Origin of the sequence: uncultured Actinomyces sp. (assembly GCF_963526355.1) — a bacterium.
Lineage (GTDB): Bacteria > Actinomycetota > Actinomycetes > Actinomycetales > Actinomycetaceae > Actinomyces.
In genome coordinates, this window is the sequence record NZ_CAUROW010000188.1 from 1 (window position 1) to 2,572 (window position 2,572).

At 71.0% G+C, this 2,572-nt stretch carries 3 protein-coding genes and 1 tRNA gene; 2 read left to right on the top strand and 2 right to left on the bottom strand.

The window, feature by feature from the left end:
• Positions 1-3: 3 nt before the first annotated feature.
• A tRNA-Pro gene (locus RWR81_RS13600) sits at positions 4-77 on the bottom strand.
• Positions 78-319: 242 nt separating this feature from the next.
• Between RWR81_RS13600 and RWR81_RS13605 the strand changes: the two genes are divergently transcribed.
• Together RWR81_RS13605 and RWR81_RS13610 are read left to right on the top strand one after the other, a co-directional pair.
• Positions 320-868: an O-acetyl-ADP-ribose deacetylase gene (locus RWR81_RS13605; protein ID WP_314458237.1), complete on the top strand. Its 549-nt coding sequence runs from the start codon at positions 320-322 to the stop codon at positions 866-868.
• A gap of 254 nt (positions 869-1,122) precedes the next feature.
• Positions 1,123-2,001, top strand: a complete 879-nt coding sequence (locus tag RWR81_RS13610; RefSeq protein ID WP_314458236.1) for an SDR family oxidoreductase — start codon at positions 1,123-1,125, stop codon at positions 1,999-2,001.
• 109 nt (positions 2,002-2,110) lie between these two features.
• Here the strand turns inward: RWR81_RS13610 and RWR81_RS13615 are convergent.
• Positions 2,111-2,572: metallophosphoesterase (locus tag RWR81_RS13615; protein ID WP_399498466.1), on the bottom strand; the 462-nt coding region annotated here is incomplete at its 5' end.

Consider the following 2,572-nt stretch of genomic DNA (forward strand, 5'->3'; position numbering starts at 1 on the left):
TCGTCGGGGTGGCGGGATTTGAACCCACGACCTCTTCGTCCCGAACGAAGCGCGCTACCAAACTGCGCCACACCCCGTGTGCAGCAGGCGACAGCATAGCCTCCACCCACCGCGGGGAGGAAATCGGAGCAGCTGAGTCGTGCGTCACGTAGGCGCCCACCCCTTCCTGGCCCGGTTGGCATCCGACGGTGCCCATGGCAGGCTGCCCGTGATCGGCTTGGGACTGGCCGGCTCCGCGTCGTCTCTCATGAGACCCGGCCCCGGCATCCGGCCCGAAGAGACCGACCCGAGCACCCGCAGTGGAACAGGAGTCCCCATCATGCGCATCGAGGCCGTCGTCGGCGATATCACCACCGAGAAGGTCGATGCCATTGTCAATGCCGCCAACAGCACGCTCCTGGGCGGCGGGGGAGTCGACGGTGCCATCCACCGCGCCGCTGGTCCTCGACTGCTCGAGGCCTGCCAGAGGCTGCGCGCCGCCGAGCTGCCCGACGGACTGCCGGTCGGCCGCGCCGTGGCCACGCCCGGATTCGACCTGCCCGCGTCCTGGGTCATCCACACCGTCGGCCCCAACCGTCACGCGGGCCAGGACGACCCCGCTCTGCTGAGGGCCTGTTTGGACGCGTCCCTGACGCTCGCCGTTCAGCTCGGTTGCGTCGGCGTCGCCTTGCCGGCCGTCTCTGCCGGCGTCTACGGCTGGCCCATCGCCCAGGTCGCCGAGATCGCCGTGGCCCGGGCCCGCGCCGTCGAAGACCGCTCCCGCACCGAGCCTGAAGCCGCCGGCCGCCTTGAGCTCATCCGCTTCGTCCTGTCCTCGCAGACCAACCACGAGGTCTTCGCCCGCGAGCTGGACCGCACCGAGGCCTGACCCGGCCAGTCCGTTGGCCCTCCTGCGCGGTTGGAGACGATCGACGCCGTGGGGAGGCCCGTATCACCCCGGATCTGCACTGACGGGCACCGTGCGACGCCTGCGGGGAGCGCCCGGTTGCGCAGGATGTCCCTGCCGGAACACCGCGCACCCGTCGATGCCGAATGTCCCCGTCTGCGATTCAGATCCAGATCGCCAGCACGACCCTCTCCCGATCACCACCGCCGACTGGCGCAGCCTCTACACTCGCCGGTATGGCCATCGACGCTCACCATGCCAACCGCTCCGCCGCTCCAGCCGGTTCCGCGGGTCGCGACCCGTTTCCCCTGGCCGGCCGCACGGTGCTGGTTACCGGCGTCAGCCGCCGTGTCGGCATCGGCCACGCCATCGCCTGCCGTGCCGCCGACTACGGGGCGAGCATCGTCGCCCACCACTACTGCTCTCACGATGCCTCCCAGCCCTGGGGCGCCGACGACGTCGAGGCCGTCATGGCCTCCATCCGCACCCACCTGGTCGGCTCGGCCCGCCTCGTCGACATCCCCGCCGACCTGGCCGTCCCCGGGGAGCCCGGCCGCGTCGTCGAGCAGGCCGCGGCCGCCGTGGGCCACCTTGATGCCCTCGTGTGCAATCAGGCCATGAGCAGTCCCGACGGACCGCTCTCCGAGATGACTGAGGACATCCTGGACGCCCATTGGGCGGTCGACGCCCGCGCCTCCATTCTCCTGGCACAGGCCTTCGCCGCCCAGGAGGGCTTCGCCGCGCCCGTCCCGTCCGGCCCCGGGCGCCGCCGCGGTGCCATCGTCTTCCTCACCTCCGGTCAGGGCCTGGCGCCTCTACCCGGGGAGATCGCCTACGCCGCCGCCAAGGCCGCCATTGCCGGCGTCACACTGACCATCTCCGACGAGCTCATCGACGCCGGCATCACCGTCAACACGGTCAATCCCGGTCCCGTCGACACCGGCTACGTCACAGAGGAGATACGCCAGGCGACAGCGGCCATGTTCCCCCAGGGGCGCTGGGGCGAGCCTGACGACCCCGCCCGGCTCATCACGTGGCTGCTCACCGACGAGGCCCGCTGGGTCACCGGGCAGGTCATCAGCTCCGAGGGCGGCTTCGCCCGCTGGCGTCACTGACTGCCGTGCCCAGGCCCTCACACTTCGACAAAAACTTCATAGACGACACGGCTCCGCGTCATTTATGAAGTTTTTGTCGAAGTGCTGGTCTGGTGGCGCGCGCCGTCCCTCAGACAGGCAGCAGCCGCAGCAGCGTGGCCTCGGGCCGGCAGGCCAGGCGCACGGGTGTGAAGGGACTCGTGCCGAGCCCGGCCGAGACGTGCAGGTACATGTGGTCGGCTGCCCGCGGGTCCCCGAGTCGTCCCGGCCACTGCGACAGCCCCGAGGCGCGCCCCCGGTCCAGATCGCAGTTGGTCACCAGCGCCCCCACCCCGGGCACGCACAACTGCCCGCCATGGGTGTGACCGGCCAGGACCAGGTCGACGTCGTCGGTGCACATCGCCTCCAGGACCCGCCGATAGGGGGCGTGCGTGAGTCCCAGCCTCAGCACCCGGCCCTCCCGGTCACGGATCGCCGGGAGGGATGTGGCTGACCCTGCCGACCCTACCGACGCAGCATCCTCGGGGCCGGGGAAGACGTCGCGGTTGGCATGCGGGTCGTCGACGCCGACCAGCTCGATGCGCCGCCCGCG

Bases quoted from the DNA above. Each gene is read 5' to 3' on its own strand.
- RWR81_RS13605 (WP_314458237.1), top strand. From the start codon at position 320: ATGCGCATCGAGGCCGTCGTCGGCGATATCACCACCGAGAAGGTCGAT.
- RWR81_RS13610 (WP_314458236.1), top strand. From the start codon at position 1,123: ATGGCCATCGACGCTCACCATGCCAACCGCTCCGCCGCTCCAGCCGGT.